This is a genomic window from Thermopolyspora sp. NPDC052614, from assembly GCF_040678635.1.
Taxonomy (GTDB): Bacteria; Actinomycetota; Actinomycetes; order Streptosporangiales; family Streptosporangiaceae; genus Thermopolyspora.
This window is the reverse complement of record NZ_JBFATZ010000003.1, coordinates 1-25,860: the sequence shown is the minus strand read 5'-3', so window position 1 is coordinate 25,860 and position 25,860 is coordinate 1. Positions and strand designations below refer to the sequence as shown.

Genomic DNA, 25,860 nt, shown 5'->3' with positions numbered 1-25,860 from the left:
GTGAGGGATCAGGTGTGAGGGATCAGGGCGTCTGCAGCAGCAATTGGCGGCGGGTCTGCTTGGGCAGGTGGTCCAGGTAGAGCACGCCGTCGAGGTGATCGGTCTCGTGCTGGAAGCAGCGGGCCAGATAGCCGCGGGCCTTGACGGAGATCGGGCGGCCCAGCCTGTCCAGGCCGGTCACGCTCACCCCGGCGGCCCGGGGCGTCGCGGCGTACAGGGGGCGGCCGGTGTCGCGGCCCGGCACCGACAGGCAGCCCTCCTCGTCGAGCATCTCGGCCGGGTCGTCCACGGTGAGCACCGGATTGATCACGTGGCCCTTGCGCCCGTTGACGTCGTAGACGAACAGCCGCCGGGGCACGCCGATCTGCGGGCCCGCGAGGCCGACGCCGTTGGCCGCGTACATGACCTCCATCATCTCGGTGACGAGGCGGCGCAGCTCGCGGTCGAAGTCCGTGACCGGCTCGGCGGGGGTACGCAGGACCGGGTCGCCGATCAGGCGGATCTCTCGCATGAGGGCTCCATGACGCGGGGACGGCCGGGCGGGACCGGCGGGGTTCCGGTAAGGACTAGAACGGCATATTGCCTATTACTGTTCACACTCTAACGGAACCGGGGAACGACCGGGCCGGGCGGCCTGCCAGAATTGGACGGGTGCGTGTCCATATAGCTGCCGACCATGCCGGCTACGACCTGAAGAACCACCTGGTGTCCTGGCTCAAGGACCACGGCCACGAGCCCATCGACCACGGGCCCGCCGTGTTCGACGCCGAGGACGACTACCCGGTCTTCGTCCTGCGCGCCGCCGAGGCGGTGGCCGCCGAGCCCGGCAGCCTCGGCGTGGTGATCGGCGGATCCGGCAACGGCGAGCAGATCGCCGCCAACAAGGTGCGCGGCATCCGTGCCGCGCTGGCGTGGAACGACGACACCGCCCGTCTCGCGCGCGAGCACAACGACGCGAACGTCATCTCCATCGGGGCGCGGATGCACTCCGAGGAGGAGGCCGCGCGCATGGTGGAGGTCTTCCTCGCCACGCCGTACTCGGGGGCCGAACGGCACAGCCGCCGCATCGCCCAGCTCGGGACGTACGAGACCGGCGGCGGGCTGCCTCCGCTGCCCTGAACGACCCTGCTGCCCTGAATGACCCTGCTGCCCTGAATGACCCTCATGGCCTGAACGACCCTGAGGGCCGCACGACCGCCTGGGGGCGTCAGTCCTTGCGACGCCCCGGCGGTACGGGCCTGCGCGGCATCTCGTCCCGCAGCGGCCTGCGGTCGGCCGCCTCCTGCTGCTCGCGGGTGGGCCGGGAGACGTCCCGGGCCCGCATCGCGATGACGGGGTTGATCTGCAAGCTCTGCAGTGCCATGTCCGCAGACTAACCCGCGCTGGGCCGGCCCGTCAGCGAAGCCGGCCCTGGGAAACCGCCGGAGAACCCGCCGGAAACCTCACCGGAAACCCGGCTGGAAACCCGCCGCGAGAACACCGCGGAACAGCCGCTTAGAAGATCAGACCGGCCCAGGGGCGCGGCTCCCACGACATCGCGGTGGACAACTCCTTGAGCGCGCCCTGCCGCAGTTCGCGCACCGCTCCGGCCCGGGCCAGCGGGGTGAGCGGACGCCCGCCCAGATACCCCGACCCCAGCACGCTCACCGGCAGTTCCAGATCGGCGGGCGACGTGGTGCGCTCGCACACGGCGGCGCCCTTGGCGTCGGCGGTCAGCCGCCACCGGCCCTCGTTCCACGGGCAGAGCGGGTCGCTCACCTCCAGCACCACGTCCACCGGGGCGGAGTAGCGGCGGGCGGTCATCGCCTCGCCGAGGTTCACCACGCGCACCCACAGATCGTCCATCCAGCCGGCGTGCAGCTGGCGCGGGTCGGCGAGCAGGTGAATCAGCGGGTCGTCCACCGGACGGCTCCAGGCGTACAACCGCGCGCACAGGTCCCGGTCGAGCGCCGAGCGCCAGAGCGCGGCGTAGGCGGCGTCGTCGACCGCGAACAACTCCTTCAGCCGCAGCTCGCCGTCGGGCAGGTCGTGCTCGTTCCACCCCTCCTTGACCCGGAACAGGGCGTAGCCACGTGTCCCGTGGTCGTCCTCGGCGAGCACGCAGCGCAGCGGACCCGCTCCCTGGCGGTCGTAGTCGCTGTCCCGCAGCGCGCCGTTCCACCGGCCCTCCGAGCGCGCGTACAGACCCGGCCGCGAGGTGACGACCTCGGCGAACACCTTCTCCAGCTCCCCGCGCGCCTCGGCCGGCTTCGCCACCCGCAGCCGCAGCGCCGGGTCCGACGGCACGTCCGGCACGAACGCCGAGCCGAGCTTGGGGATGCGGAAGAACAACGTGTCGGCGGCCCTGCCGTACCCGAACCGGCCGTAGATGCCCGCCTCGGACGCGTACAGCGCGGCCACGGACTCCCCGCCCTCGTGCAGGTCGGCGAGCTGACGGGTCATCAGCGAGCGCAGGATGCCCTTGCGCCGGTGGGAGGCGAGCACCGACACCGCGCTGACCCCGGCCACGGGGATCGGCCCGCCGGGCACGGTCATCGTCAGGCTGAACACGGTCGTGAACCCGACGAGCAGGTCGCCGTCGAACGCGCCCAGGGTGCGCTCGAACTCGAGGACCTCCTTGAACTGGTCCTGGACCTCGGGCGGCGCGGAGAGATTGAACGCCTCGCCGTCGAGGTCTTTGAACTTGGGCCACTCGGCCTCGGTCACCGGACGGATGGGGTACGGCGCGGCACTGCGCCGACGATCGTCGTTCATTGCTCGCTCACGCTCTCGCGGTCGATCGGCGGACATCCGCTCCACGCTAGAACGGGCAAAGCCCTCGGGCCACTCAATATCGGGCACCAGGCGATCAAGGTCTTGGTCAAGAGGGGTGCCGGGGAGGGGCCGGACCGATACAGTCGGTGCATCATGAAGTCCCGACCGGCGCCGCTGATCCCTCCACGGCTCCGCGCGATCCTGGTGCGCGTTCCGCTGCTGGTGCCCACCGTCCGCCTGGTACGCCGGGTGCTGGGGCAGGAGCGCAACCTGATGCTCGCGCTGGTCGCCGCCGCGCTGGCGATCGGCGTCCTGGCCGCCGCGGTGTCCGCCGAATGGTTCTCGCCGTCGCTGCTGATCCTGGTGACCCTCATCGGCGGCCTGCACCTGCGCCTGCGCAGCCTGGTCGTCCTGCTCGGCGCGGTGTCGGTCTCGCTCGTCTACATGGCCGCCCTGCTCGGCGGGCACGTCGGGCCGGGGCTGCTGGCCACGTTCGTGTTCACCGCCGCGCTCGCGGCGCTGATGGCGCGAACCCGCGGCAAGATCGGCGTACAGGGGCTGCGGGGCGACGCGATGCTGCTGGAGCTGCGCGACCGGCTGAGGAGCCAGAGCGACCTGCCCGCGCTGCCCAAGGACTGGGGCGGGCGCGTCGTGCTCAAGCAGGCCGGCGGCTCCTCCTTCGGCGGCGACTTCGTGGTGTCGATGCGCGAAGGCGACCGGCTGGAACTGGCCGTGGTCGACGTCTCGGGCAAGGGCGTGGACGCCGGCACGCGGGCGCTGCTGCTGTCGGGCACCTTCGGCGGCCTGCTCGGCTCGGTCGAGGAGTTCCTCCCGGCCTGCAACTCCTTCCTGCACCGGCAACGGGAGGGCGAGGGCTTCGTCACCGCCGTGCACCTCAGCCTCAATCTGTCGACGGGGGAGTACGTCATCACCTCGGCCGGGCACCCGCCGGTGGTGAAGTTCGACGCCGGCACCGGCACCTGGCGCACCTCCACGGCCAAGGGGGTCGTGCTCGGCGTCGTGCCCGACCTGCACTGCGAGCCCGACAGCGGCGTGCTGCGCAAGGGCGACGCGCTCATGCTCTTCACCGACGGGCTGATCGAGCAGCCCGGCCGGGACATCGACTCGGGGCTGGACCGGCTGCTCGGCGAGGCCGAGCGCGTGCTGCCCTCCGGTTACCGCGAGGGGGCCAGGCAACTCGTCACCGCGATGTCGTCGGGGCACAACGACGACTGCGCCTTGGTGCTCATTTGGCGGCCTTAAGATCTTACGGCCCTTTCACGGCCTGATTCGGTAGGCTCGTTAGGTGCGGCTCGACGTGGGCAGGCGCGGCACCGGCGGCGTCCGCCACGGCACCGGGGGGACGCCGCGCGGATACAGGGACGCCAACGACGCCGACATCGACGTCAGCGGGTCCTGCGGGGGTCCAGGACAGGGGTAGGCATATGCAGTGGGTCGTGGCGGGGTTCGTCCTCTTCCTCGTCGGATTGATGATCTCGATTGCGCTGCACGAGGTCGGGCACCTCCTCCCCGCCAAGCTCTTCGGCGTGCGGGTGACGCAGTACATGGTGGGCTTCGGCCCCACCCTGTGGTCCAGGCGCCGCGGCGAGACCGAGTACGGCATCAAGTGGATCCCGCTCGGCGGATACATCCGCATGATCGGGATGCTGCCGCCGCGGCCGAACGACGACCCCAACAAGCTGCGCCGCGTCTCCACCGGCCCCTGGCAGGGCCTGATCGACAGCGCCCGCGAGGCGGCCATGGAGGAGATCCGGCCCGGCGACGAGAACCGCGTCTTCTACCGCAAGCGCTGGTGGCAGAAGGTCATCATCATGGCCGGCGGGCCGGCGATGAACTTCGTGCTCGCCTTCATCCTGTTCGCGATCGTGATGATGGGCATCGGCGTGCCGACGCAGACGCTCACCATCGACCAGGTGTCCGAGTGCGTCAAGACCGCCGAGGAGTACCAGCGCAACCCCGACTGCGCGCCGGGCGACCCCAAGACGCCGGCCGCCCTCGCCGGTCTGCTGCCCGGCGACACGATCACCTCCATCGACGGCAAGGCGGTCACCACCTGGGAGGAGGCGACCCGCAGGATCCGCGACCACGGCGCCGGCCCGGCCGCCATCGGCGTCGAGCGCGACGGGAAGCCCCTGTCCATAACCGCCAACCTGATCGCCCAGGACCGCCCGGCCATCGGCGACCCGGAGCGCATCGAGAAGGGCGTGGGCTTCCTCGGCGTGACGCCGCTGTTCGTCACCCAGACCCAGGGCCCCGGCTACGTCGTCGCCGAGATGTGGGACATGACCGCGCGCACCGCCGCCGCGCTCGCCGACTTCCCGCAGAAGATGGTCGGCGTCTGGCAGGCCGCGTTCGGCGGCGAGGAACGCGACCTCAACGGGCCGGTGAGCATCGTCGGGGCCGGGCGCATCGGCGGCGAGATCGCCGCGTCCGAGGCGCCGGTGGACGACAAGGTCACGATGTTCATCATGCTGCTCGCCGGGTTCAACCTCGCGATCGGCATGTTCAACCTCATCCCGCTGCTGCCGCTGGACGGCGGGCACATCGCCGGCGGCCTGTGGGAGGGCCTCAAGCGCGGGTACGCCCGCGTGCTGCGCAGACCCACGCCCGGCTACGTGGACATCGCCAAGGCGTTGCCGCTGACGTACGCGATGGCGGCGGTGCTGCTCGTCATGGGCGGCCTGCTGATCTACGCCGACATCGTCAACCCGATCCGCCTGACCGGCTGAGCCCTGGGGGAGGCGGCGATGGAAGCGCCCGGCAGCCTGAGCCCGGTGGAGACGTACGGCCCGGTGATCGACGTGGCGCTGTTCCGCCTGCGCCGGATCTGGGCCCGCCCGTTCCGCACCCGCAGGACGGGCGACCGCCCGCTGCAGATCTCCAACGTGATGGTCGTGCACGCGCTCGCCAAGCTGAGCGCCGCGCCCGCCGAGGTCACCGTGGGCGCGGTCGCCGAGCACATGGACATCGATCCGTCCACCGCCAGCCGGTTCGTCAACGACGCCATCGGCGCGGGCCTCGCCGAGCGCCTGACGTCCGAGGTGGACGCCAGGCGGGCCCGGCTGATCCTCACCGAGAAGGGCCGGCGCGTGCTCGACGCGGTCACCCGCTACCGCCGCGACTACATCGAGGGGCTCATCGCGGGCTGGAGCGAGGAGGACCGGGACGCGCTGGCGCGCCTGCTGACCCGCCTCGCCGAGGCGTCGTCCCGGCGGCCGATCGACCTGTCCGGCCTCGACCCGATCGTGGACGAGATCATCCGGGGATGACGCCGCCGTCGAACAGCTTGGCCAGGTAGCGGATCTGCGCGGCCGTCTGGAAGCCCGCGCCGCCCTCGTGCCCGTTGTACCGCCACACCTCGATGCTCTTGTCGCCCGCGTAGTGGTTGTAGGCGGCGAACACCGTCGACGGCGGGCAGATCGCGTCCATCAGCGCGACCGAGAACAGCGCGGGGGCGCTCGCCCGCGCGGCGAAGTTCACCCCGTCGAAGTACCGCAGCGTGTCGAAGACCTGGTCGACCTGGTCGCGGTGGGTCTTGCAGTAACGCGAGATCTCCGCGTACGGCATCTCGTCGGTGATCTCCGTGGCGCGCCGGTAGTGGCACAGGAACGGCACGTCGGGCAGCGCCGCCGCCACGCCGTCGGCGAGCCCCGCGACGGCGATCGTGATGCCGCCGCCCTGGCTGCCCCCGGTCACGGCGATCCGGCCCGGATCGACCCGCGGATGCTCGCGAGCCGCCTCCACCGCCAGGACCGCGTCGGTGAACACGCGGCGGTAGTAGTAGCGCCGCGGGTCGGTCACCCCGCGGGTCATGAACCCGGGCGTCTGCGGCGGGCCGTCCGGGTCGGGGTCGGGGGTGTCGCCGCTGAAGCCGCCGTTGCTGCCCTGACCCCGGGTGTCCATCACCAGATGCGCGTAACCGGCCGCGCTCCACGTCAGCCGCTCGTGCGGCAGGCCGCGCCCGCCGCCGTACCCGATGTACTCGACCACGCACGGCAACGGGCCCTCGAGGTGCCGGGGGAGCAGGAGCCAGGCCTTGATCGGGTGCCCGCCGAAACCGGAGAAGGTCACGTCGACGACGTCCACCGTGGCCAGCCCGGCGTCGTACGGGGCGAAGACCGGCGGGGTGCGCAGCGCACGCGCCTCGTCGAGGGTGGCGCTCCAGAAGGCGTCGAAGTCGGCGGGCTCCTCCCGGTCGGGGCGGTACTCGCGCAGGCGATCAAGCGGCCAGTCGGTCAGCATCGCGGTTTTCCTCTGTACGATCGTACGGCTGTGCGGTCGGTGCTTGGTCAGTGGGCGGCGCGGTCGGTGCGGCGGCGCGGCTCACAGCATCGACACGTGCACGTGATCGAAGTGATTCGCGGTGATGCTGCCACGGTTCTCCATCGGCCGCCAGCCCGGGTTGGACAGGTTGTAGATGCGCTGACGGTAGATCACGTACTTCACCCCGATGCGGCCGCCGTTCCTGATCGCCCACTCGGCGATCTCGTTGCCCAGCTCGACCTTGTCCGCCGACGGCATCACGCCGCCGGAGCTGAGCATGAAGTCGCAGGCGCGGCCGAGCGGGTGCTCGCCGCCGCCGCCGTCCGCCCGGAAACAGCCGACGGGGAAGCCGGTCGGGAACCGATCCTTGATCTCCTCGCGCATGAGGCGGGTGCGCGGCGTGATGTTGTCCGCGCCGGTGGGCAGCTCCGGGGCGAAGCCCCCGCCGGCCCGGCGGCCGGGCACGGGGGGAACGAGGCGGTCGAGCCGGTCCTTGATCCGGTCGATGAGCCTCTCGGCCTTGCGGCGCTCCTGGTCCACGTCCTCGGCCTGCCGCTGGATCTGCTTGATCAGCCGACCGGCCTCCTCGTCGGCCTTCCTGTGCTCGTCTCGCAGCCGGGCGTACCCCGCGAGCTCGGCGGCCCGCTGGGCGGCGAGCTGCTCGAGCACCGCGGCCTCGCCGAGGTCCCGGCCCATGACCGCGTTCGGCAGATCCAGCCCGCCGGTCTGGTAGCGCAGGTTCGCCATGCCGCTCACCTGCCGCTCGGCGGCCCGGTACGCCTCCTCGGCGGCACGCAGCCGCTCGCGCGCCGCCTTCTCCGCCCGCTGCGCCTTCTGCAGGGCCACGCGCTTGCCGTTGTAGGTGAGGATGAGCTTGTCGACCCGCTTCTCCAGCTCGGCGAGCTGCCGTTTCAGCTCCTGCTTGGTGGGCTGGGGGTCGGCGCCCGCCGTCGCGGGGCCGAGGGCCAGCGCGAGGACCGTGAGCGCGGTCGCGGCCCCGGACAGGACGTGGCGGCTGAACAGGGAGCGCAGGATCCCTTCTCCTCTCCATCGAACATCTGGCCGTTTCGCGGCCGACGTCGATGGATAGTAGTGGTAAAGAAGGGGTCACGCGACTTAAAGTCGCAATCAAGCAGAGATCTGTTCGTTATTTGTCGTGCCAGGTCTATGGTGATTCGTGGCTAAGCGTCCGGATCCTTCGGCTCGACCTCCACCGGCGCCTCGCGCAGCATCCGCGCCGCCTGCTCGGGCGTCACGTCGTTGACGAAGGCCCCCATCGCCGACTCCGAGCCGGCCAGATACTTCAGCTTGTTCTCCGCCCGCCGGATGCTGAACAGCTCAAGGTGCAGATAGGCAAGCTCCCTGCCGGTGCGTACCGGCGCCTGATGCCACGCCGCCACGTACGGCATGCGCATCCCGAACAGCCCGTCCAGCCGCCGCAGCACCTCCGTGTAGAGGGGGCCGAACGCCGCCCGCTCCGCCCGCTCAAGCGCCGGCAGGTCCGGCACCCGCCGCCGGGGATACACGTGCACCTCGAACGGCCAGCGGGCCGCGGCCGGGACGAACGCGGTCCAGTGCCGGTTCTCGGCCACCACTCGGACCCCGGCCTCGCGCTCGGCCGCGAGCACGTCCGCGAACAGGTTGCCGCCGGTGCGCTCCCGGTGCCGCTGCGCCGCGGCGAGCATGAGTCGGGTGCGCGGCGTTACGTACGGGTAGGCGTAGATCTGTCCGTGCGGGTGGGTCAGCGTGATGCCGATCTCCGCGCCCCGGTTCTCGAAGCAGAACACCTGCTCCACCCCGGCCATCGCGCCCAGCTCCGCCGTACGGTCGGCCCACGCCTCCACCACCAGCTCCACCCGCTCGGGGGACAGGCCGGAGAACGACGCGTCGTGGTCGGAGGTGAAGCACATCACCTCGCACCGCCCGACGCCGGGCCGTACCTCGCTCAACCCGCCCACCTGCTCGAACTCGACCGGAGTGAAGCTGAAGGAGGGGAAACGGTTCTCGAAGACGACCACGTCGTAGTCGGCGGCGGGGATTTCGGAGGGTCGGCCGGGCGCGGACGGGCACAGCGGGCACTGGTCGGCGGGCGGCAGGAACGTGCGATCCTGCCGGTGCCCGGCGATCGCGATCCACTCCTCGGTCAGCGGGTCGTAGCGCAGCTGCGACGCGGGCGGGCGGGGCGGCAGCGGGCGGGTGTCGGGCACGTCGCGGTCCGCGCCGGGCGCGGCGTCGAAGTAGATCAGCTCGCGGCCGTCGGCGAGCCGGGTCGAGGTACGGCACGCCGTCCGGGGCGCCTGTTCCACGCCGTTCGCGGCGGCGCCCCGGCTGTCGGCCTCGTTGGCGGCCTCGTTGGCGGCCCTTTTGGCGGCTTCGTCGGCGGCCCCGTCGGCGGTCGCGGCGCCCGGCAGGCCGGTCGCCGGGCCGGTCATCGGGCCCGTCATCGAGCCACCGCCCGGGTGTCGGGGACGGGCTCGGTGAGGATCAGCTCGCCCACGTGGGCGGCCAGTTCGGCCCGGGCCTCCTCGGCGAGTCCGGTGTCGCAGACCAACGCGTTCGCCTCCTCAAGCCGGGCGATCGAGCTGATCCCGATCGTCCCCCATTTGGTGTGGTCGGCGAGCACGACCAGTTGCTGCGCGGAGGCCACCAGCTCGCGATCGGTCTCGGCCTCCAGCAGGTTCGGCGTGGTGAAGCCCGCCCGCGGGCTCATCCCGTGCACGCCCAGGAACAGCGTGTGCACGCTCAGCCGCCGGATGGCGGCGACCGCGACCGGCCCGACCAGCGCGTCCGACGGGGTACGCACGCCGCCGGTGAGCACCACCGTCTGGCCGGCCCGGCCGGAGCGGTGGAAGACCTCCGACACCCGCACCGAGTTGGTGACGACGGTGAGGTCCTCCACGTCGAGCAGGTGGTGGGCGAGGGCCCACGTGGTGGTGCCCGCCGACAGGGCGATCGCGCTGCCCGGCCGAACCATGCGGGCGGCCCGGCGGGCGATGGCCTCCTTCTCGGCCTGCTGGCGTACGGACTTGGCGGCGAACCCCGGCTCCTGGGTCGAGCCGGAGCCGGCGATCGTGGCCCCGCCGTGCACCTTCTCCACCAGGCCGCGCTCGGCGAGGACCTCCAGGTCGCGCCGGATCGTCATGTCCGAGACGCCCAGATCGCGCACAAGATCGGCGACGCGCACGCCGCCGTTCCTGCGCACCCGTTCCAGGATGGCCTGTTGCCGCTGCTGCGCCAGCATCACACCTCCCGCCGGGCGGCGACGCCGACGCGCCGACCACAGGACGCTACTTCAACGCATTCCACCAAATGCTCTCATAAAACTACATCAGCACCGTTCGAACGTGAGGAGCGGCTCGCCGCCGCTTCGGCGGCGGCCCTGACGGGTATGAAGCGCGGCACCGGCAGGCGATCCCGTCCGATCCACTGCCCGGTCTCAGCCCAGTCCAAGCCCGATCTAAGCCCGATCTAAGCCCGGTCTAAGAACGGTCTAAGCCCGGCCCCACGTCGCCGGCGAACGCAGGAGGTACGGATGGCCAGACGAGCACGCAAGAGCCGGGGCCGCAAGAAGAAGCGGGCGAACCACGGCAGGCGCCCCAACGCCCGCTAAAGGCCGCGCCCCCAGGCGGCCAGCAGGTGGTCCTGCGGATCGGCGTCCGGCGGCAGCGGGCGTCGATCCGCGATCACGCCCGCCTCCCGGTAGGACGCCTCCGCCTCGGCGAACCACGCCGCGCAGGCGTCCACGAGTTCGGGATCCAGCCGCTCGGGCAGGCCGACCGCCCGGGCCACGTCCCAGGTGTGGATGAGCGCGTCGGCGAACAACTCGGTCAGGTACTCCTCGCCGGACACGTCACCGAACGTCAGGTGCACGACGCGCCGCGTCGCGCCCTCCTCATAGGCCGCCAGCACCGCCGCCGCGGCCGCGATGTCGAACGCCTTGACCGGATCGTCCCCCAACAGGTCGCCGTCGAGCTCATCGCCCACCTCGGCCACCGTACGGCCCGCCAGCAACGCAGGCGCCCACCGGCACTCGCCCACCACGTGGTTCACCAGGGCGTAGACGTCCCAGTTCGCGCAGGGCGTGGGCAGATCCCACTGGTCCGAACGGACAAGGTGGACCTTCTGCCCGAAGTCATCGAGAGCTCGCCGATACGCGTCGCGAATGTCGACGTTCATCTCCAGGTCCATATATTCACGATCGTCCTGTGCGGGTTCCGCGCACGAACCCCTCGGAGCGCCGCCCGGTTCCTCATCTCTCCCGGGCTGCCCCCCTCTGTCGAAGGTAACCCGCGTTCAGGGGATGCGCTGCTCGGCCCAGACCACCTTGCCGCCCGGAGTGAGCCGGCTGCCCCAGCGATAGGCCAGCCAGTTGACCAGATGGAGCCCCCGCCCGCCGTCGGTGCCCTCCTCCGGATCGCGCAGCGCGGGCACGGCGAACGAGGCGTCGCCCACCTCGCACACCAGCGACCGGCCCCGCAGCAGCCGGACCTTGATCGGCCCTCGGGCGTGGTTCACGGCGTTGGTCACCAGCTCGCTGACGATCAGCTCGCTGGTGTCGGCGAGGGCGGTGAGACCCCACTGCTCCAGGGTGGCGCGCACGTTGCGCCGCGCCTGCCGTACCACCTTGGCCTGCGCGGGGAAGGTCCACCCCGCCATCTCGTCGGAGGTCAGCTCCCGCACCCGCGCGAGCATCAACGCGATGTCGTCGCGCTCGTCTCCGGGCCGCTGCGCCGCGATCGTCGCGTCGCAGATGTCCTCCAGGTCCCGCAGCCGCACCGACAGCAGCTTGCGCAGCGCCTCGATGCCCACGTCGATGTCGCGATCCCGGCTCTCCACCAGGCCGTCGGTGTACAGGGCGAGCACGGCGTCGTGCGGCAGGGTGAGCTCCCGCGTCTGGAACGGGTCGCTGCCGATGCCCAGCGGCAGGCCGGGCGGCAGATCGATCAGCGTGGTGGTGCCGTCCGGCCGCAGCAGGATCGGCGGCACGTGTCCGGCGCGGGCGATCGAGCACAGCCGGGTCACCGGGTCGTAGGTGGCGTACACGCAGGTGGCGATCTGGGTCGCGTCCAGGTCCTGGCTCATCCGGTTGAGCCGGAACAGTACCTCGGCGGGGTCCAGATCGAGGGTGGCCAGGGTGCGCACCGCCGTACGCAGCTGTCCCATCGTGGCGGCGGCGCGGATGCCGTGGCCCATGACGTCGCCCACGACCAGCGCCACCCGGTGCCCCGGCAGCGGGATCACGTCGTACCAGTCGCCCCCCACCCCGGTCAGGTCGCTGGCCGGCAGGTAGCGGGAGGAGATTTCCAGGCCGAGCGGGTCATACAGGTCGGATGGGAGCAGGCTGCTCTGCAGGGCGAGCGCCGTGCCCCGCTCGCGGCCGTACAGCCGGGCGTTGTCCACGCACAGCGCGGCGCGGGCGGCGAGCTCCTCGCCGAGCGTGACGTCGTCCTCGTCGAACGGGGTGTTGCCCGCGGACCGCTGGAACGAGGCGAAACCGAGCACCCTGCCCCTCGCCTGCAGGGGCACGATCAGCAGCGAGGACCCCGTCAGCAACTCGGCGATGATGGGCCGCCCGCGCGCCCGCGCGAGATCGGCGGCGAGCTCCTCGTCGACCTCGGTGAACATGATCGGCCGCGCGGTCGCCATGCAGCGGGCGAACGGCGTCCAGGCGGGATAGACCGTCACCTCGCCGACCGGCCAGGCGACCGGGTAGTCGTCGGTGCGCGTCCGGGCCACCCCCGCCGCCAGGCGCCGCACCACGATCGACCCGTCGGTGGCGTGGTAGGTCAGCTCGCCCTCGCTCACCAGCCGGTCCTGCACGCTGACCGCGGCCCCGTCGCAGAACCGGGGCACGGACAGGTCCACCAGCTCGCGGGCGGTCTGGGTCATGTCGAGGGTGGTGCCGATGCGCCGGCTCGCCTCGTTGAGGAAGGCGAGCTGCTCGTGCACCGGGGCGGGGGTGCTCAACCGCGAGCCGCTCGACGTCTCCGCCTTGACGACGTACTGCCGGTCCGTCGGGGACATGGCGGCAATCGCCTCGCCCTGCTGGCTGCTGCGCACGTGGTCTTCTTCCTCTTTATCCCGTACGTCACATGATAGAAGTCCAAGATTCACCCTGGGGAGATGCGCGGCCTCGGATCGAGGGGGGTCGGCCCGGATCCCGCGCACCTCCAGGGACTCACGTGCGCCGGGCTACACCTGGGGCAGGTGCGCCAGCGCCGCGTCGACGCGATCCTGCGGCAGCGCGAAGTCCTCCATCTCGCCGCCGAGGAACCGATCGTAGGCGGCCAGGTCGAAGTGCCCGTGCCCGCACAGCGCCGTCACGATCACCTTCTCCTCGCCGGTCTCCTTGCAGCGCAGCGCCTCGCTGATCGTCTCGGCGAGGGCGTGCGTGGGCTCGGGGGCGGGCACGATGCCCTCGGTGCGGGCGAACCGCACGCCGGCCTCGAAGCATTCGGTCTGCGTCCGGGACACCGCCTCGAACATGCCCAGCTCGTACATGTGCGACAGCAGCGGCGACATGCCGTGGTAACGCAGCCCGCCGGCGTGGATCGGGTCCGGCACGAAGTCGTGGCCGAGCGTGTGCATCTTCAGCAGCGGGGTGAACCCGGCCGTGTCGCCGAAGTCGTAGGCGTAGACGCCCTTGGTGAACGACGGGCAGGCCGCGGGCTCCACCGCCCGGATCACCGGGTTCATCCGGCCGGCCAGCTTCTCCCGCAGGAACGGGAAGGCCAGGCCGCCGAAGTTCGATCCGCCGCCGGTGCAGCCCACGATCAGGTCCGGGGTCTCGCCGACCGAGGCGAGCTGCTCCAGCGCCTCCTCGCCGATGACCGTCTGGTGCAGCAGCACGTGGTTGAGCACCGAGCCCAGGGCGTAGCGGGTGTCCTCGTGCTGCGCGGCGACCTCGACCGCCTCGCTGATCGCGATGCCGAGCGAGCCGGGGGAGCCGGGGTCCTCGGCCAGGATCCTGTTGCCCGCCGTCGTCACCGGCGACGGGCTGGCGTGCACGGTCGCGCCCCACACCCGCATCAGCGACCTGCGGTAGGGCTTCTGGTCGTACGAGGCGCGCACCATCCACACCTCGCAGGCCAGGCCGTACTGCGCGCAGGCGAAGGAGAGCGCCGAGCCCCACTGGCCCGCGCCGGTCTCGGTGGTGAGCCGCTTGATGCCCTGCCGGGCGTTGTAGTACGCCTGCGGCACGGCCGTGTTCGGCTTGTGCGACCCGGCGGGCGAGACGCCCTCGTACTTGTAGTAGATGCGCGCCGGCGTCCCCAGCGCCCGCTCCAGCCTGCGGGCGCGGATCAGCGGGGTCGGCCGCCACAGGCGGTAGACGTCGAGGACGTCCTCGGGGATCGCGATGAAACGCTCGGAGCTGACCTCCTGGGCGATCAGCTCCATCGGGAACAGCGGGGCCAGGTCGTCCGGGCCCACCGGCTGGAGCGTGCCGGGATGCAGCGGCGGCGGGGGCGGCGCCGGCAGGTCGGCCATTACGTTGTACCAATTGCGTGGTATGCGCGACTCGTCGAGAACTATCTTGGTGGGCTCGCTCACGTGCTCTCTCCGGTTGGTCCCGTGCCGAAGCCGTACGGCCACGGCCCGCTGTCGATCGAGACCAACCTAGTCTCCGTATTCGCCCAGCACACCCGAAGAGTTTGTTTTCCGTGAGCGGCATGGTGCGGTCCCGCATGATCGCGGCGGCGGCCCGGCGAGCCGCGGGCGAGGGGCCGCGAGGGGGCGGTCCGGCGAGCGGAAGAGAAAAGCCGGAGACCCCTGGCGGAGGGTCTCCGGCTCGTGCGCGATCGGCGAGGGCTGAGGTCTCCCGGCGGGCTGGATGCGAGCGCCGGAGGTTACATCCCTGCAACCGGGCATCAATCTGGACGAAGCGCCTAAACAGTATCCTTTTAGGATGAAACTCCCAGGAGGAGACGTGAACACCCTATTGGCCCTCGTCGAGTCGGTCACCGATCGTCCCACCGTGCAGGAGGTGGACGCGATGCTGGCCGAGCTCCGGCGGATGCCGCGCGACGCGGCCGTCACCGAGTTGATCGACGACCTCCTCGACTACCGGTCAATGCTGTCGATTTGATCGTCGGTGGTCTCCGGCGTCCGGCCGCCGACCCGCGCCCGCGTCAGTGCTGGGCGCTGCCGAAGGGACGGCTCTGCTGGCTGCCGAACGGCTGCCCCTGCTGTCCCCCCTGCGCCCCGCCGACGCCGACCATCTCCATCAGGCGGGTCTCCACGTACCGCTCGCTGTGGTGCGACCGGTCCGCGATCCGCTCCACCAGGTCGTTGACGTTGCGGGCGAAGTCCAGATCGGACGAGCTGACCTCGGCGAACTGGTCGAGAATCCGGTAGCGGATGTGCTGCCAGTTCTGCCGCAACTGCTGTTCGATCTGCTGGGCCTGCTGCTGCTCCACTGTGGGCGTCCTTTCTAGGCTTTCTTGGCTTAAATGCCGCCAGTGAACCTACCCTCCGCACTTGATCGATTACTCACCGAATCACCTAAAGGTCCCTAGATCGTTTCCTAGCGAAGCCAGACCGCGTCTCGACTCCGCGCGGACGATGCGAAGCGGTCCGGCGCCGGCGGCGACGCCGCGGTCCGCGGGCGGTCGAGATCCGGCCCCGGCCGTCGAGAAACCGAAAAGGCCAGGTCACCGCCGCCGGTGACCTGGCCTTTCGTCGTGAGAGCGGACGACGGGAATCGAACCCGCGTAGCCAGTTTGGAAGACTGGGGCTCTACCATTGAGCTACGTCCGCGCGGACCGGTCGTCGTCTGGTCTAGACTTCATCCGGTCATCCGGGCGTAAGCGTACCCGAGTTTGGGAGTGCGTGTGTCCGGTGAGACGGGGCGTGGCGCAGTTTGGTAGCGCACCTGCTTTGGGAGCAGGGGGTCGTGGGTTCAAATCCCGCCGCCCCGACCAGTGTGTCGGATTTGTCCTATAGGTCGCAGTGGAACAGGGCCCACACGGCCTTGCCGCCGCGGGAGAGCGCGTTCCAGCCCCAGCGGTCGCTGTAGGTCTCGACGATGTACAGCCCGCGGCCGTGCTCGGAGACGAAGTCGGGTTCCTTGGGCGTGGGAACCCCGTCGCTGGGGTCGGATACCGCGAGCAGCACGTGGTCGAACCTGCGCATGAGGATCAGCGTGATGGGGTGCTCGCCGTAGGCGCCGGGGTGGCTGAGGTAGCGGACCGCGTTGGTCACCAGTTCGGAGACCACGAGGGCGGCGTCGTCGCAGAGCCGGTCGAGACCCCATCGGGCGAGGGCGGTTCGGGTGACGTCCCTGGCCGTCTTGACCGAGTCGGCCTGGGGGCGTAGAGCGCAGGTGGTGGCGCCGGCGTGTAACGGCCTCTCCAGCAGGACGTCGAGATCGAAATCGCGGGTCACCTCCAGGAATCGGGCTGTGGCCACCGGCTCTTCCACCATCCTGGCGATACCTCCCGCTGTCCTCTGCATTGCCCGCGCTGCTCGCCTCTTATGGTCGGCCGTGCACCATTAGCCCAAATTGCGCACTGGACCATCATCCGCCACGGCTCGTGCGTCTGCAAGACCCAAATGCACGTGCAGCTGACACGTGCAAACGCATGGGCCAGATGTGGCGTGTGCGAAAGCCTTGGATAAGGAGTGACCGAAACGCGGGGCTCCTGGCCTGCGCTAGAAAAAGATGAAAACGGACATCGGCGTCAGACCTTGTCAGCAGCGCGAGAAGTGGTGAGACTGTGTTGGCTGGACCGAGTAGTGGTTGGCTGGACCGAGCGGATAAGGAGGCACCGTGACACAGATCCAGCCGGGATCCGGCCCCACGGCGCTCCGTATTCTGCTGGGTTCCCAGTTGCGCCGGCTGCGCGAGAACAAGGGGCTGACCCGGGAAGAGGCCGGTCACCGGATCCGCGGTTCCGAGTCCAAGATCAGCCGGATGGAACTCGGCCGGGTCAGCTTCAAGGAACGCGACGTGTCCGACCTTCTCACCCTTTATGGGGTCGAGGACGAGGAGGCCAGGTCGGCGGTGATGGATCTGCTGGACAAGGCCAACGAACCCGGCTGGTGGCATCGGTTCAACGACCTGCTGCCCCAGTGGTTCCAGGCGTACGTCGGGCTGGAGGAGGCCGCCTCCCGCATCCGCACCTACGAGGTGCAGTTCATCCCCGGCCTGCTGCAGACCAAGGAGTACGCCCGGGCCGTGATCACCGCGGGCGCCGCCGGCATCACCGCGGAGGAGATCGCCCGCCGGGTCGACCTGCGGGTCCAGCGCCAGCAGGTGCTCGACCGCGCCGACGGCCCGTTCTTCTGGGCCGTCATCGACGAGGCGGCGCTGCGGCGTCCCATCGGCGGTGCCGAGGTGATGCGCGCCCAGTTGGAGCACCTGATCGACCTGATGCGCCAGCCGAACATCACGATTCAGGTGATGCCCTTCAGCTTCGGCGGGCACAGCGCCGAGGGCGGGGCCTTCAGCGTCCTGCGCTTCGCCGACCCCGACCTTCCCGACGTGGTGTACGTCGAGCAACTCGCCAGCGCCCTCTACCTGGACAAGAGGGAGGAGGTCGACCGGTACAGCGAGGTGATGGAGCGGCTGTGCGCCGTCAGCACCACGCCGGACGAGACGGTCGAGCTGCTCGAGAAGATCATGCGGGAGATTTGATCCTGCGTTAAAAAGCTCTGGTGACGCGTCAGTGACGTCGTCGATGACGCCAGTACCGCCCGACTGCCCTAGACTTGCGAACGGCGCTGGATACCCGCCACAGTCGATCATGCCCGGGTGGCGGATTCGATCGAGATGCACGGCACCGACGCGCCCACGATCATTCAAGGCTTGATCTAGGAGACATCCGTGAAGACCGCTGTCGAGGAGCTCAGCCCGACCCGGGTGAAGCTCACCGTCGAGGTGCCGTTCGAGGAGCTCGAGCCGAGCCTGAAGGCGGCGTACAAGAAGGTCGCGCAGCAGGTGCGCGTGCCCGGCTTCCGCCCGGGCAAGGTTCCCGCTCGGATCATCGAGCAGCGGTTCGGCCGCGCGGTGGTGCTTGAGGAGACCCTCAACGACGCTCTTCCCAAGCTGTACGGCCAGGCCGTCGACGAGACCGACGTGTTCCCGGTGAGCCAGCCGCAGATCGAGGTCACCAAGCTCGATGACGGCAAGGAGGTCGAGTTCACCGCCGAGGTGGACATCCGGCCGGCCTTCGACATCCCCGACTACGAGGGCATCGAGGTGACCGTTCCGTCCGCGGAGGTCACCGACGCCGACATCGACGCCCAACTCGACGCCCTGCGTGAACGTTTCGCCACTCTCACCGGCGTGGACAGGCCCGCGCAGAACCGCGACTTCGTGGTGATGGACCTGTCGGCCGCGATCGACGGGGAGGAGCTGGAGGAGCAGGCCGCGAGCGACGTCTCCTATGAGGTCGGCGCCGGCTCGGTGCTCCAGGGCCTCGACGACAACCTGCTCGGCATGTCCGCCGGCGAGGAGAAGACCTTCACCACCACGCTGGTCGGCGGCGAGCACGCCGACCAGGAGGCCGAGGTGACGATCAAGGTCAAGAGCGTCAAGGAGAAGGTCCTCCCCGAGCCGGACGACGAGTTCGCCCAGCTCGCCAGCGAGTTCGACACCCTTGAGGAGCTGCGCGAGAGCATCCGCGCCCAGGTGCGGCGCAGCAAGCTCATCGAGCAGGTGACGCAGGCCCGCGAGAAGGCGCTGGAGGCCGTGCTCGAGCGGATCGACATCCCGCTCCCCGACAGCGCGCTCAACGCTGAGATCGACGCCCGCAAGCACAACCTCGAGCACCAGGTCGCCGAGAGCGGCCTGAGCCGCGACGCGTTCTTCCGGCTCTACCAGACCACCGAGGAGGAGCGCTTCGGCGAGTTCGAGGAGAACTCGAAGAAGGCGCTCAAGACCGGCTTCCTTCTTGACAAGATCGTCAAGAAGGAGGAGATCGGCGTCGCCGAGCAGGAGCTCACCAACTTCGTGGTGCGCCGCGCCATGGAGATCGGCGTCGCGCCCAACACGCTCGCCAAGCACCTGGCCGAGAACGACCAGCTCCCCCTGGCCATGGTGGAGATCGCCCGGGAGAAGGCCAAGTCGGTCATCGGCGACGCGGCCAAGGTGGTGGACGAGAACGGCAACGAGGTCGACCTCAAGGCCATCTACAGCGAGCTCAGCGCCGACTCCGAGGAGCAGCTCAAGGCCGTCGGCGACGACCTCGAGGCCGACGCCGCGGCGCGGGCCGAGGCGGAGGAGTCCGGCAGCTGACGTCGCCGGAGCGGCCGCCGCGCGCCCTCGCGCGTCGTGGACGACGTGCCCGTACCGGCCCGGCGTCCTGACGGCGCGCGCCGGGCGCGGGGGCGTCACGGCCGTCCGTCGGGTTCGCGTAAAGCCCTGGACGAGCCTCCTGGACGAGCCTCCTGGACCGAAACATCCGAACCCCGTCATGTCTCCCACATGGCGGGGTTCACGCGTTGATAGGGCACCTGCGCCGTCAGCGAACAGCGGGGCCGACGGGGCATGACCGGTCGGCGAAGCGCGTTAAGGTCCAATCAAAGCCAATCGATTACGACGCATCGGAAGGTGACGCTGTGACCAGCCCGCCGACCTTCTATCAGCCCTCCGGCATGGAGCCGGAGTCCCGAGGCCGTGAGAACGGCGCGTTCCGGCTGGAAGACCAGCTTTACCAGCGGCTGCTTCGCGAGCGCATCATCGTCCTGGGCACCCAGGTCGACGACGCCATCGCCAACCGCATCTGCGCCGAGCTGCTGCTCCTGGCCGCCGACGACCCGGACCGGGACATCTGGCTCTATATCAACTCGCCCGGTGGTTCGGTCACGTCCGGCATGGCCATTTACGACATGATGGAGTACGTGCCGAACGACGTGTGCACGGTCGCCATGGGCCTGGCCGCCTCCATGGGGCAGTTCCTGCTGTGCGCCGGCGCGCGTGGCAAACGCTACGCGCTGCCGCACGCCCGGATCATGATGCACCAGCCCTCCGGCGGCATCGGCGGCACCGCGGCCGACATCGCCATCCAGGCCGAGCAGATGCTGTACGTGAAGAAGACGCTGGCGGAGCGCATCGCCGAGCACACCGGCCAGTCGCTCGAGCAGATCGAGCGCGACTCCGACCGTGACCGCTGGTTCACGGCGGAGGAGGCCCGGGACTACGGCTTCATCGACCACGTCGTGCGCAGCGCGCGGCAGGTGCCCTCGCAGGGCGCCGTCTCCTGAAGGGGTAGAACGTGACTGATCTGATCAGGCCGGGAGACATCAACGGCCGCTACATCATCCCTTCGTTCGTCGAGCGCACGACGTACGGCGTGAAGGAGATGAACCCGTACAACAAGCTGTTCGAGGACCGGATCATCTTCCTCGGCGTGCAGATCGACGACGCGTCGGCCAACGACGTCATGGCGCAGCTGCTGACGCTGGAGTCGCTCGACCCCGACCGCGACATCAGCATGTACATCAACTCGCCGGGCGGCTCGTTCACCGCGATGACGGCGATCTACGACACCATGCAGTTCGTCCGTCCGGAGATCCAGACGGTCTGCCTGGGCCAGGCCGCCTCGGCCGCGGCGATCCTGCTGGCCGGCGGCACCCCCGGCAAGCGGTTCGCGCTGCCGAACGCCCGGATGCTGATCCACCAGCCCTCGACCGAGGGCGGCGGCCAGGGGAGCGACATCGAGATCCAGGCGCGGGAGATCCTGCGCATGCGGTCCCTGATGGAGGAGATCATCGCCCGGCACTCCGGACGCTCCGCGGCCCAGGTGCGGATGGACGTCGAACGCGACAAGATCCTCACCGCGGAGGAAGCCAAGGAATATGGTCTGATCGACGACATTATTCCGAGCAGGAAGAAGCGCGCGGCCGCGATCGCTTCCTAAGATGGTCGAGAGCACCGGAACGGTGCCCAAATCGGCACGTTCTGGTGCGACTCGCCGATAGGGGGCTCACTGAGGGCCTCGGAGACGGTAACGTCGAGACTTGAGCGGGATGACTTTTCCGGACCGGGTCCGCAAGGTACGGATCGCGGACGCGACGCGGTTCCACGCAAAGGAGTATCTGGGGTGGCACGCATCGGCGACGGGGGAGACCTGCTGAAATGCTCGTTCTGTGGCAAGAGCCAGAAGCAGGTCAAGAAGCTCATCGCCGGACCCGGCGTCTACATCTGCGATGAGTGCATCGATCTCTGCAACGAGATCATCGAGGAGGAGCTCTCCGAGTCCTCCGAGCTGAAGTGGGACAACCTGCCGAAGCCGCGGGAGATCTTCGAGTTCCTCGACGCCTACGTCATCGGCCAGGACAAGGCGAAGAAGGCCCTGTCGGTGGCGGTCTACAACCACTACAAGCGGGTGCAGTCGGGTGAGCGGTCCCGGGACGACGGCGTGGAACTCGCCAAGTCCAACATCCTGCTCCTGGGCCCGACGGGCTCGGGCAAGACGTTGCTGGCCCAGACCCTGGCCAAGATGCTCAACGTCCCCTTCGCGATAGCGGACGCCACGGCGCTCACCGAGGCGGGGTACGTCGGCGAGGATGTCGAGAACATCTTGCTCAAGCTGATCCAGGCGGCCGACTACGACGTCAAGAAGGCCGAGACGGGGATCATCTACATCGACGAGGTGGACAAGATCGCTCGCAAGAGCGAGAACCCGTCGATCACCCGCGACGTCTCGGGCGAAGGCGTCCAGCAGGCCCTGCTCAAGATCCTTGAGGGCACCACGGCCTCGGTGCCGCCCCAGGGCGGCCGCAAGCACCCGCACCAGGAGTTCATCCAGATCGACACCACGAACGTGCTGTTCATCTGCGGTGGCGCCTTCGCGGGCCTGGAAAAGATCATCGAGTCCCGGGTCGGCAAGAAGGGCATCGGGTTCAACGCCATCATCCACTCCAAGACCGAGGTGGACGGCGCCGACATCTTCGCCGACGTCATGCCCGAGGACCTGCTGAAGTTCGGCATGATCCCGGAGTTCGTCGGCCGCCTGCCGGTGATCACCAGCGTGCACAACCTCGACCGCGACGCCCTGATCCAGATCCTCACCGAGCCCCGCAACGCGCTGGTCAAGCAGTATCGCCGGCTGTTCGAGCTCGACAACGTGGAGCTGGAGTTCACCGACGACGCGCTCGAGGCGATCGCCGACCAGGCGATCCTGCGCGGCACCGGCGCCCGAGGGCTGCGGGCCATCATGGAGGAGGTCCTCCTCTCGGTGATGTACGAGGTGCCCAGCCGTGAGGACGTCGCACGCGTCGTCATCACCCGGGAGGCCGTGCTGGAGCACGTCAACCCGACCCTGGTGCCCCGCGACCAGCTCAACGTCAAACAGCAGCGCACCCCACGCGAGAAGAGCGCCTGACCGCCCGCCGAACCACCGGCGACGGCGTTCGCGATCCTTCGATCCCCTCCCTACGCGCCCCCGCGAAAGGAGGGGATCGCCGTGTGAAGGGCGTCGGTGGCCGACCGCGACACCTTCGTGACCGTCCCGAGAGTTATCGAGTTCAGGCGCAGGCCATGACATCCCTAGAATTGGGTCCCGTGACCAAGCCTGAGCCGTCTACGCCTGAGCTGCCCACCCAGTACGCGCCCGCAGAGGTGGAGACCCGGAGCTACGAGCGCTGGGTAGCCGAGGGCTACTTCGGCGCCGACCCGGACAGCGGGCGGGAGCCGTACTGCATCGTCCTGCCTCCCCCCAACGTCACGGGCTCCCTGCACGTCGGGCACGCCCTCGACCACTCGATTCAGGACGCGCTGACCAGGCGGGCCCGCATGCTCGGGTTCGAGACGCTGTGGCTGCCGGGCATGGACCACGCCGGAATCGCCACGCAGAACGTCGTGGAGCGCGAGCTCGCCAAGGACGGGCTGTCCCGCCACGACCTCGGGCGCGAGGCGTTCGTGCAGCGGGTCTGGCAGTGGAAGGAGGAGTCCGGCGGGCGCATCCTGGGCCAGATGAAGAAGCTCGGCGACGGCGTCGACTGGAGCCGTGAGCGCTTCACCATGGACCCGGGCCTCTCCAGGGCCGTGCAGACGATCTTCAAGCGGCTCTTCGACGACGGTCTCATCTACCGCGCCGAGCGCATCATCAACTGGTGCCCCCGCTGCCTCACCGCCCTGTCCGACATCGAGGTCGAGCACAGCGAGGACGACGGCGAGCTCGTCTCCATCCGGTACGGCGACGGCGACGCCGCCATCGTGGTCGCCACCACCCGCGCCGAGACCATGCTCGGCGACACCGCGGTGGCCGTGCACCCCGACGACGAGCGCTACCGCCACCTGGTCGGCAGCACCGTGGAACTGCCGCTGACCGGCCGGATCATCCCGATCGTCGCCGACGAGCACGTGGACCCGAAGTTCGGCACCGGCGCGGTGAAGGTCACCCCGGCCCACGACCCCAACGACTTCGAGATCGGCAGGCGGCACTCGCTCCCCTCCATCGCGATCATGGACGAGCGCGGCGTCATCACCGCGCACGGGCCGTTCCAGGGACTCGACCGCTTCGAGGCCCGCCCGGCGGTCGTCGCCGCGCTGCGCGAGCAGGGCCGCATCGTCAAGGAGGAGCGCCCCTACAAGCACGCGGTCGGCCACTGCTCCCGGTGCAAGACCGTGGTGGAGCCGCGCCTGTCCCTGCAGTGGTTCGTCAACGTCGGGCCGCTGGCCCGCGCCGCGGGCGACGCCGTCCGCGACGGCCGTACCCGCATCCACCCGCCGGAGCTGGCCAAGCGCTACTTCGACTGGGTCGACGACATGCACGACTGGTGCATCTCCCGCCAGCTCTGGTGGGGCCACCGCATCCCCGTCTGGTACGGCCCGCAGGGCGAGGTGGTCTGCGTCGGCCCGGACGAGGAGCCGCCCCCGGGCTACGAGCAGGACCCGGACGTCCTCGACACCTGGTTCTCCTCGGGCCTGTGGCCGTTCTCCACGCTCGGCTGGCCGGACAAGACCGCCGATCTGGAGCGCTTCTATCCGACGACGGTCCTCGTCACCGGCTACGACATCCTGTTCTTCTGGGTGGCCCGGATGATGATGTTCGGGCTGTACGCGATGGACGGCGAGCCGCCGTTCCGCGCGGTGGCGCTGCACGGCATGGTGCGCGACCAGTTCGGCAAGAAGATGTCCAAGTCCTTCGGCAACGTCGTAGACCCGCTGGACTGGATCGAGCGTTACGGCGCCGACGCGACCAGGTTCACGCTGCTGCGCGGCGCGAACCCGGGCGCGGACGTGGCCATCAGCGAGGAGTGGGCGGCCGGCTCCCGCAACTTCTGCAACAAGATCTGGAACGCCACGCGGTTCGCCCTGATGAACGGCGCCACCGTCGCGGCCGAACTGCCGCCGCAGGCGGACCTCACGGCGGCGGACCGCTGGATCCTGTCCCGGCTGGGGTCGGTGATCCGCGCGGTGGACGCGGCCTTCGAGGAGTACGAGTTCGCCAAGATCTCCGACGCCCTGTACCACTTCGCCTGGGACGAGGTCTGCGACTGGTACGTGGAACTCGCCAAGATCCAGATCGCGGAGGGCGGGGCGACCGCCGAGCGTACGCGGCTGGTGCTGGGGCACGTCTTCGACGCCCTGCTGCGGCTGCTGCACCCCTTGGTGCCGTTCGTCACCGAGGAGCTGTGGCGGGCGCTCACCGGCAGGCCCTCGATCACCGTCGCGCCGTGGCCGACCGCTGACGGCCTGGCTGACGACCCGGACGCCGAAGACGAGATCGCCGCACTGCAGCACCTGGTGACCGAGGTCCGCCGCTTCCGCTCGGACCAGGGGCTCAAGCCCGGCCAGCGGGTCGCGGCCCGGCTCGACTTCGCGGACACGCGGCTCGCCGCGCACGAGAAGCCGATCCGCACGCTGCTGCGCCTGGACGAGGCGTCCCCGACGTTCGCCGCGACGGCGCGTCTGGCGGTCAACTCGGCGAGCGTGGAGATCGACACCGCCGGGGCGATCGACGTGGCGGCCGAGCGCAAGCGCCTGGAGAAGGATCTGGGGGCGGCGCGCAAGGAGGCGCAGCAGTCGGCGGCGAAACTGAGCAACGAGCAGTTCATGGCGAAGGCGCCCGAGGACGTGGTGGCGAAGGTTCGCGCCCGCGCCGCGCAGGCCGAGGCCGACATCGCCCGGCTGCAAGCGCAGCTGGCCGCGCTTCCCGCAGGCTGAGCACGAGGCCGGCGGCCGTGGACGGTCGCCGGCCATCCGCAAACAATGACAGGGTCGGCAAAACCGGCCCTGTCGCGTGTTTGAAGCTTTCCAGACACGGGAATGATGCTTCGGTTGCCGGAATGGTGCGTGGCGGGCTCGGCGGACTGCTAAAGTTAGTGCTCGCAGGACGGCGAAACGTTGGATGCGCCGAGCATCACCTCGAAAGAGGTTCGTACGCCGACTGCTCTCCCTACAGGTGATCGGCTTGCCGGATGTCTTGCCGTGGGTCGGGTTCGCTCGATTCGCCAGGAATCCGAACAGCAGGTAACTTATGGGAGCCGCTCTCCAGGGAGAGCGGAAGGGTCTGGTTCTTCCGGATCTTGGCTGGTTTGTGGCAGGTGTCCCGGTTGGGATGGTTTGCCTCGGACTGGACAGTTCTGGTAGAGTCGAACCGCTGAGGTGCGCCCCAGGTGCCAGGACCGGTTGGTGCTGGTGGTCTGGTGTACGCGTCCGTTTCTTGAGAACTCAACAGTGTGCTAAAAGCCAGTGCATGATGAATTAACCCCGTCATGCCGGGTCGACCCTTGTTCACAGGGGTTGGCCTGGGTTGATGGTTGTGGCACTCCTGTGTCTTGCGGGGGTGTCTGCTGGGATGTTCCTTCGTGGGATGTCTGACGGTTGTTTAGGCATTTTATGGAGAGTTTGATCCTGGCTCAGGACGAACG

General features: G+C 69.6%; 24 protein-coding genes and 2 tRNA genes. 13 read left to right on the top strand and 13 right to left on the bottom strand.

Annotated elements, in window-relative coordinates; all coding sequences use genetic code 11:
• Positions 1–22 precede the first annotated feature (22 nt).
• Positions 23–511, bottom strand: a complete 489-nt coding sequence (def, locus tag AB0K60_RS06700) for a peptide deformylase (protein WP_364049367.1) — start codon at positions 509–511, stop codon at positions 23–25.
• A 140-nt stretch (positions 512–651) separates the two neighbouring features.
• Between def and AB0K60_RS06695 the strand changes: the two genes are divergently transcribed.
• Positions 652–1,119 (top strand): ribose-5-phosphate isomerase, encoded by a 468-nt coding sequence (locus AB0K60_RS06695; RefSeq protein ID WP_364049365.1) that lies wholly within the window; start codon positions 652–654, stop codon positions 1,117–1,119.
• Positions 1,120–1,207: 88 nt separating this feature from the next.
• On the opposite strand, the gene AB0K60_RS06690 is transcribed toward AB0K60_RS06695, so the two are convergent.
• Together AB0K60_RS06690 and AB0K60_RS06685 are read right to left on the bottom strand one after the other, a co-directional pair.
• The gene (locus tag AB0K60_RS06690; RefSeq protein WP_364049363.1) at positions 1,208–1,363 is read right to left on the bottom strand and encodes a hypothetical protein; all 156 of its coding nucleotides are present in this window, start codon (positions 1,361–1,363) and stop codon (positions 1,208–1,210) included.
• Between the two features lie 131 nt (positions 1,364–1,494).
• Positions 1,495–2,754, bottom strand: coding sequence for a GNAT family N-acetyltransferase (locus AB0K60_RS06685; RefSeq protein WP_364049361.1), 1,260 nt, complete (start codon positions 2,752–2,754; stop codon positions 1,495–1,497).
• A 153-nt stretch (positions 2,755–2,907) separates the two neighbouring features.
• On the opposite strand from AB0K60_RS06685, the gene AB0K60_RS06680 reads away from it, so the two are divergent.
• Genes AB0K60_RS06680 through AB0K60_RS06665 form a run of 4 tightly spaced genes read left to right on the top strand, consistent with a single transcriptional unit; the run spans position 2,908 to position 6,044 of the window.
• Positions 2,908–4,017: a PP2C family protein-serine/threonine phosphatase gene (locus tag AB0K60_RS06680; RefSeq protein ID WP_364049359.1), complete on the top strand. Its 1,110-nt coding sequence runs from the start codon at positions 2,908–2,910 to the stop codon at positions 4,015–4,017.
• A 43-nt stretch (positions 4,018–4,060) separates the two neighbouring features.
• Entirely contained in the window at positions 4,061–4,195 is a 135-nt protein-coding gene (locus tag AB0K60_RS06675) for a hypothetical protein (protein WP_364049357.1), read from the top strand.
• Positions 4,196–4,199: 4 nt separating this feature from the next.
• Positions 4,200–5,504 (top strand): site-2 protease family protein, encoded by a 1,305-nt coding sequence (locus tag AB0K60_RS06670; protein WP_364049355.1) that lies wholly within the window; start codon positions 4,200–4,202, stop codon positions 5,502–5,504.
• A gap of 18 nt (positions 5,505–5,522) precedes the next feature.
• The gene (locus AB0K60_RS06665) at positions 5,523–6,044 is read left to right on the top strand and encodes a MarR family winged helix-turn-helix transcriptional regulator (protein ID WP_364049353.1); all 522 of its coding nucleotides are present in this window, start codon (positions 5,523–5,525) and stop codon (positions 6,042–6,044) included.
• Here AB0K60_RS06665 and AB0K60_RS06660 read toward each other — a convergent pair.
• The 7 genes from AB0K60_RS06660 to AB0K60_RS06630 form a co-directional block, all read right to left on the bottom strand.
• Positions 6,031–7,017: an acetylxylan esterase gene (locus AB0K60_RS06660; protein ID WP_364049351.1), complete on the bottom strand. Its 987-nt coding sequence runs from the start codon at positions 7,015–7,017 to the stop codon at positions 6,031–6,033. The two genes, AB0K60_RS06665 and AB0K60_RS06660, sit on opposite strands and share 14 nt — an antisense overlap.
• Before the next feature lie 81 nt (positions 7,018–7,098).
• Positions 7,099–7,884: a hypothetical protein gene (locus AB0K60_RS06655; protein WP_364049349.1), complete on the bottom strand. Its 786-nt coding sequence runs from the start codon at positions 7,882–7,884 to the stop codon at positions 7,099–7,101.
• A gap of 335 nt (positions 7,885–8,219) precedes the next feature.
• Positions 8,220–9,482, bottom strand: a complete 1,263-nt coding sequence (gene galT / locus AB0K60_RS06650) for a galactose-1-phosphate uridylyltransferase (RefSeq protein WP_364049347.1) — start codon at positions 9,480–9,482, stop codon at positions 8,220–8,222.
• The gene (locus AB0K60_RS06645) at positions 9,479–10,279 is read right to left on the bottom strand and encodes a DeoR/GlpR family DNA-binding transcription regulator (protein ID WP_364049345.1); all 801 of its coding nucleotides are present in this window, start codon (positions 10,277–10,279) and stop codon (positions 9,479–9,481) included. Before AB0K60_RS06645 ends, galT begins: the two co-directional genes overlap by 4 nt.
• 365 nt (positions 10,280–10,644) lie before the next feature.
• Positions 10,645–11,214, bottom strand: a complete 570-nt coding sequence (locus tag AB0K60_RS06640; RefSeq protein WP_364049343.1) for a TIGR03086 family metal-binding protein — start codon at positions 11,212–11,214, stop codon at positions 10,645–10,647.
• Positions 11,215–11,331: 117 nt separating this feature from the next.
• A complete protein-coding gene (locus AB0K60_RS06635) occupies positions 11,332–13,098 on the bottom strand; it encodes a SpoIIE family protein phosphatase (protein ID WP_364049341.1) in 1,767 nt (588 codons plus the stop codon).
• A gap of 132 nt (positions 13,099–13,230) precedes the next feature.
• Complete coding sequence (locus tag AB0K60_RS06630) at positions 13,231–14,589, bottom strand: TrpB-like pyridoxal phosphate-dependent enzyme (RefSeq protein WP_364049339.1); 1,359 nt, start codon at positions 14,587–14,589, stop codon at positions 13,231–13,233.
• A gap of 376 nt (positions 14,590–14,965) precedes the next feature.
• Here AB0K60_RS06630 and AB0K60_RS06625 point away from each other — a divergent pair, with 376 nt between their 5' ends.
• Complete coding sequence (locus AB0K60_RS06625) at positions 14,966–15,124, top strand: hypothetical protein (RefSeq protein WP_364049337.1); 159 nt, start codon at positions 14,966–14,968, stop codon at positions 15,122–15,124.
• A gap of 43 nt (positions 15,125–15,167) precedes the next feature.
• Here AB0K60_RS06625 and AB0K60_RS06620 read toward each other — a convergent pair whose 3' ends face one another.
• Positions 15,168–15,455, bottom strand: a complete 288-nt coding sequence (locus tag AB0K60_RS06620; RefSeq protein WP_364049335.1) for a hypothetical protein — start codon at positions 15,453–15,455, stop codon at positions 15,168–15,170.
• A 269-nt stretch (positions 15,456–15,724) separates the two neighbouring features.
• Positions 15,725–15,795, bottom strand: a tRNA-Gly gene (locus tag AB0K60_RS06615).
• Between the two features lie 87 nt (positions 15,796–15,882).
• Here AB0K60_RS06615 and AB0K60_RS06610 point away from each other — a divergent pair.
• Positions 15,883–15,959, top strand: a tRNA-Pro gene (locus AB0K60_RS06610).
• A 16-nt stretch (positions 15,960–15,975) separates the two neighbouring features.
• On the opposite strand, the gene AB0K60_RS06605 is transcribed toward AB0K60_RS06610, so the two are convergent.
• On the bottom strand, positions 15,976–16,446 hold the full coding sequence (locus AB0K60_RS06605; protein WP_364049333.1) for an ATP-binding protein: 471 nt from the start codon (positions 16,444–16,446) through the stop codon (positions 15,976–15,978).
• Positions 16,447–16,807: 361 nt separating this feature from the next.
• On the opposite strand from AB0K60_RS06605, the gene AB0K60_RS06600 reads away from it, so the two are divergent.
• The 6 genes from AB0K60_RS06600 (at position 16,808) to AB0K60_RS06575 (ending at position 25,153) form a co-directional block, all read left to right on the top strand.
• Complete coding sequence (locus tag AB0K60_RS06600) at positions 16,808–17,674, top strand: helix-turn-helix transcriptional regulator (protein WP_364049331.1); 867 nt, start codon at positions 16,808–16,810, stop codon at positions 17,672–17,674.
• Between the two features lie 189 nt (positions 17,675–17,863).
• Complete coding sequence (gene tig, locus AB0K60_RS06595; protein WP_364049329.1) at positions 17,864–19,276, top strand: trigger factor; 1,413 nt, start codon at positions 17,864–17,866, stop codon at positions 19,274–19,276.
• Between the two features lie 323 nt (positions 19,277–19,599).
• A complete protein-coding gene (locus tag AB0K60_RS06590) occupies positions 19,600–20,244 on the top strand; it encodes an ATP-dependent Clp protease proteolytic subunit (RefSeq protein ID WP_364049327.1) in 645 nt (214 codons plus the stop codon).
• 11 nt (positions 20,245–20,255) lie between these two features.
• Positions 20,256–20,900, top strand: a complete 645-nt coding sequence (locus AB0K60_RS06585; protein ID WP_364049325.1) for an ATP-dependent Clp protease proteolytic subunit — start codon at positions 20,256–20,258, stop codon at positions 20,898–20,900.
• A gap of 183 nt (positions 20,901–21,083) precedes the next feature.
• Positions 21,084–22,367, top strand: a complete 1,284-nt coding sequence (gene clpX / locus AB0K60_RS06580) for an ATP-dependent Clp protease ATP-binding subunit ClpX (RefSeq protein WP_364049323.1) — start codon at positions 21,084–21,086, stop codon at positions 22,365–22,367.
• 155 nt (positions 22,368–22,522) lie between these two features.
• On the top strand, positions 22,523–25,153 hold the full coding sequence (locus AB0K60_RS06575) for a valine--tRNA ligase (RefSeq protein WP_364049321.1): 2,631 nt from the start codon (positions 22,523–22,525) through the stop codon (positions 25,151–25,153).
• Positions 25,154–25,860: the final 707 nt, after the last annotated feature.